This window comes from Thermofilaceae archaeon, from assembly GCA_038731975.1.
Taxonomy (GTDB): domain Archaea; phylum Thermoproteota; class Thermoprotei; order Thermofilales; family Thermofilaceae; genus JANXEW01.
Genome location: JAVYQJ010000066.1, coordinates 1 through 3,674 on the forward strand (window position 1 = coordinate 1; position 3,674 = coordinate 3,674).

A 3,674-nucleotide genomic window follows, 5' to 3' on the forward strand; every position below is an offset into this window, starting at 1 on the left:
GCCCTCCTCAAGCTGATCGTAGGGGCGAGGCCGCTACCAGCTTAACCCCCATACGGCTCAGCCTTAGCGGGAAGCTTCTCGCACATTCGCCCGGTTGAGCCGCGGGAGAGCCCAGCCAGGGTAGAGCATGGGGAACAGCGAAGGGGGGAGATTAAAGAAAAGGGGAAGTTTGCGCGAGGATCAGCGGCTCTCAGTACGGTAATCCGTAGTGCTTGACCACGATTTCGGCTATCCCCAGTTTCTCAAGGATCCTTATGGGGACCTGTAGGCTCACCTGAACAATCCCCGGTAATCTCCCGATCTCCACAGCTCCTGTTACCGTGACGCGGTTCCTAACCTCCTCAACGCTCATCCCGAAGAGCCTTGCCGCCCTCTCGAAGCCTCTCGCGGCAGCCTCGTTGATTGTGGGGCCGGAACCGATCACCTGCACGGGGGCGGACTCCTCGACTTCCACTCCCAGCTCCTTGGCGAGCCTCCTCACCTCCTCCCACTCATCCTTGCGCCACGGCTTGGCCAGCGGGGGCAAGTCCTCCTCGGGTGGCAGCAGGATTGGGCCGTCCAGCTTCAAGCCCTTAACAACCTCCACCTTCACGACCGCTTCGGCCGCGATATCGGTCGTGTGGCCGGCCACCTCGCCATCCCCCTGCATAGCGTGCGCGTCGCCAGCGTAGATGCCGGCCCCATCAACCTTCACCGGGACGATGAGCACGCAGCCGGGCCTCACCGAGTCCACATCGAGGTGGCCGTCGGTGAGGTCCCTCTCGTACTGCTCCCTCGTGATCGACCAGGGGTGAGGGGCGTTGATGAGGAAGGCCCCGAAATCCCCCGCGTTGTGCGAATCAGGGATGTCAACCGCGGGCGTGGAGCCAAGCTGGCCGAGGAAGGGCCTGAGCCTCGACGCGACGCCGGGCATATCGGCTTTACCCAGTATCAGCACCGAAACCTGCGCGGACTTGGCGGGTAGGCTGGCGTACTCCCTAGCAGCCTCGGCGATCCTTCTGGCGAGCTCCCGGTTCACCGTAAGGCCCACCCTGCGGGCTTCGTCGAAGACCATCGTGTAACCGTGAACCATCCTGAAGGGCGACGCGGGGGACCCGCACCTCTTGCACCTCACAGCTTCCTCGCCGGTGCCGGAAACCTCGAACTCAGGCCAAGGCTCCCTGCAGACCGGGCACCTCTTCGCAACGTAGGGGTCGCCCACGAACGCTCCGTCCACGGGCCTATCGACGCCCGACGAGGAGGCTTTGGAGAGAACCCTCAGGCTCTCGAAGCGCAGCACCACCGCGTCTCCGACCCTCGCCCCCTCAACGGCCACCGGCACGTTCACCTCGTGCCCACCCCTCAGCGTCGGGGTGAGCATCGGACCCCAGCAGCCGGGCGTCGTGATGAACCTGATCCTACCACCGTCGGCGACGGGCCCCAGCATTCTCGTGTGGGGACCTATGATGCCGTTCGTGTAAACATCGTTAAAAACCTCCGATTCAACCATGCGCTTCACCAGAAGTTTAGGGTGCTGGTAAAAGAAGATTACCGTGATTCTTCTAGGGCAGCTTAGCCACATCGACGGGGGCGCAGGACACCGGGAGGACCAGCTTAACGCCTTCGCACTCGAGAGCCACTGGGTCCAGGTAGAAGTGGAAGGGCATCAGGTAATCGACGCCAGCCTCAACGGCGATGCGGACCGCGTCGCGGAGCGTCGAGTGGCCGTGCTCGTGCGCCAGCTCCTCGCTCGCCAATCCTCCACCAACCTCGTGCACCAGCAGCTTGCAGCCCCTCGCCAGCTCGATTATCAATCGGCAGGGCCTCGTGTCACCGCTGAAAGCGACGGCCAAGCCGCCCACCTCCACCCTGAAGGCGAGAGAGGGAACAGTGTGGTCTGCAGCGACCGCGTAAACCCTCACCCCTCCCTCCTCAAAGGCGAGAGCTGGGGCAGCGGGAGGCTCGAGAAGGTTGAGCTCAAGCACCTCCAGGTAGTGCGGGATCCCAACCGAGGCGAAGAGCGAGCGCAAATCAATGTCGGAGGGGCCGATCACCCTCAACCTCGCACCAGAGCGCCTAGCGTGCATCGCGAGCGTCGGCAAACCCAGAGCATGGTCCCCGTGCTTGTGCGTGACGAGCACCAAGTCGAGATCCGTAACCTCAAACCCACACCTCCTCAGCGCAGCGTAAACCCCTTCGCCCGCGTCAACCAGCAGCCTCAGCCCCCCAGCCTCAACCAGCAGCGAGGGAGGCCCCAACGCGGGGTCAGAAACCCAGCCCCCACAGCCCAGAGGCCTCACAATCAACCCGGCCACGAGCTCTCACTGCTCTAGCGTATAAGTGCCTCTATTTGCCATTTTTGCTGAAAACCCTATGTTTAGATCAAAAATGGCGAAAAACATAAGTACCTGGACGTAATACCCCTTATGATGAAAACCTGGGCTAAGACAATTAAGACTGCAATAAGGCTGTACAGATGGAAGCTCTTGATGCTTACCCTAGCGCTGGCACTTCTGATTTTCACAAAACGCTACGTAATTGCTACTGAACTACCACCTGGCAGTATTCCTACTCCAGACATAGATCCATTGTAAAAACTACTTACAAAGATAAAAAAGTTAGATTAAGGTGATTAAGTTGATTTCTTTCTTTAAATGTGATGAAACTCTATGGAAAGTTATTAAAGCTATTGAAAATTCTTTGACAATTACCGAGGTTTCTAAAAGCAGTAATGTGAATGTTTCAACTGTCTCCAGAATACTTTCCGAGATAAAACAAGGAAGTAAAGGTATTGCTGTACGTTTTGAAATAGAAATGGAAAAGGTGGGTATTATTAGTATTGCAACCATAAGCAGAAGATACATAGAAAGACTTCCTTTCCTCCAATCCTTTAGAGTGCTAAGAGTTCTTGGCGGCAAACTTTACCTTTATACGGGCCTCCTCCCAATTGGAGAGGCAGTTGACGAGTGGCTCTCAAACTTTGAGGAAAAATCATTGACTGTGAGAGGGTTAGAGCGAAGATTTTGGAGTCCCTCATCACCCTTGACAGTATATAACGGAGAGCTTGTTCGGGGTGATCTTGAACGCATAACTATAAGTGATCGCGATCCCCCGAAGCTACCCAGAGTAGAGATCACAATGGATGAGATCGACGTGCTACTCTATGGTGAGAAATCCAAGTGGCCGTTCGTTTCATTGCGTGAGATATCTGAAAAGAGTGAAAAATATTTGGGTAAGAAGGTCTCCCATCAGTTATTAAGCTGGCATTTCAGGAATCATCTTCTCAAGCTGTGGAATAAGAACAGAATTCGGCTTTATGCCGATCTTAGTAGGATACCTTATCGTCTTTTATACTTGGAGGGACGCGATGCGCCTGCTGTAGCTAGAGTACTTGTCCAATTACCCTGGTTCCATACGGCTTACATCGATTTTGACAGAGCCATTGTTTCGGGTCAACCGCCATGCCACTCAATGCCTCCGCTCTACGAGCGGCTTGGTGAATTGGATGTAAATACGCTAGATTTCGTAATGGAGCCAAGCACAATAAAGGGTGTCCCGATCTTCAACCTGCTCATGTCGATTACGAAGAAGCTGGAGGTGACGGCCGAATGAGGTTCACGGAGCTGCTCGACAGGTTAGCGCATCCCACGGGCCTGCTGATAAGGAGGGCTTTCGAGAGGGAGGGTTTCGGTGAC

General features: G+C 56.0%; 3 protein-coding genes. 1 reads left to right on the top strand and 2 read right to left on the bottom strand.

Annotation, left to right across the window (positions count from 1 at the left end):
• Positions 1-190: 190 nt before the first annotated feature.
• A complete protein-coding gene (locus QXF46_09415; protein MEM0227079.1) occupies positions 191-1,489 on the bottom strand; it encodes an acetamidase/formamidase family protein in 1,299 nt (432 codons plus the stop codon).
• Positions 1,490-1,541: 52 nt separating this feature from the next.
• Positions 1,542-2,294: an MBL fold metallo-hydrolase gene (locus QXF46_09420; protein ID MEM0227080.1), complete on the bottom strand. Its 753-nt coding sequence runs from the start codon at positions 2,292-2,294 to the stop codon at positions 1,542-1,544.
• 313 nt (positions 2,295-2,607) lie between these two features.
• Between QXF46_09420 and QXF46_09425 the strand changes: the two genes are divergently transcribed.
• On the top strand, positions 2,608-3,591 hold the full coding sequence (locus QXF46_09425) for a hypothetical protein (GenBank protein ID MEM0227081.1): 984 nt from the start codon (positions 2,608-2,610) through the stop codon (positions 3,589-3,591).
• Positions 3,592-3,674 lie beyond the last annotated feature (83 nt).

Bases quoted from the DNA above. Each gene is read 5' to 3' on its own strand.
- QXF46_09415 (MEM0227079.1), bottom strand. From the start codon at position 1,489: ATGGTTGAATCGGAGGTTTTTAACGATGTTTACACGAACGGCATCATA.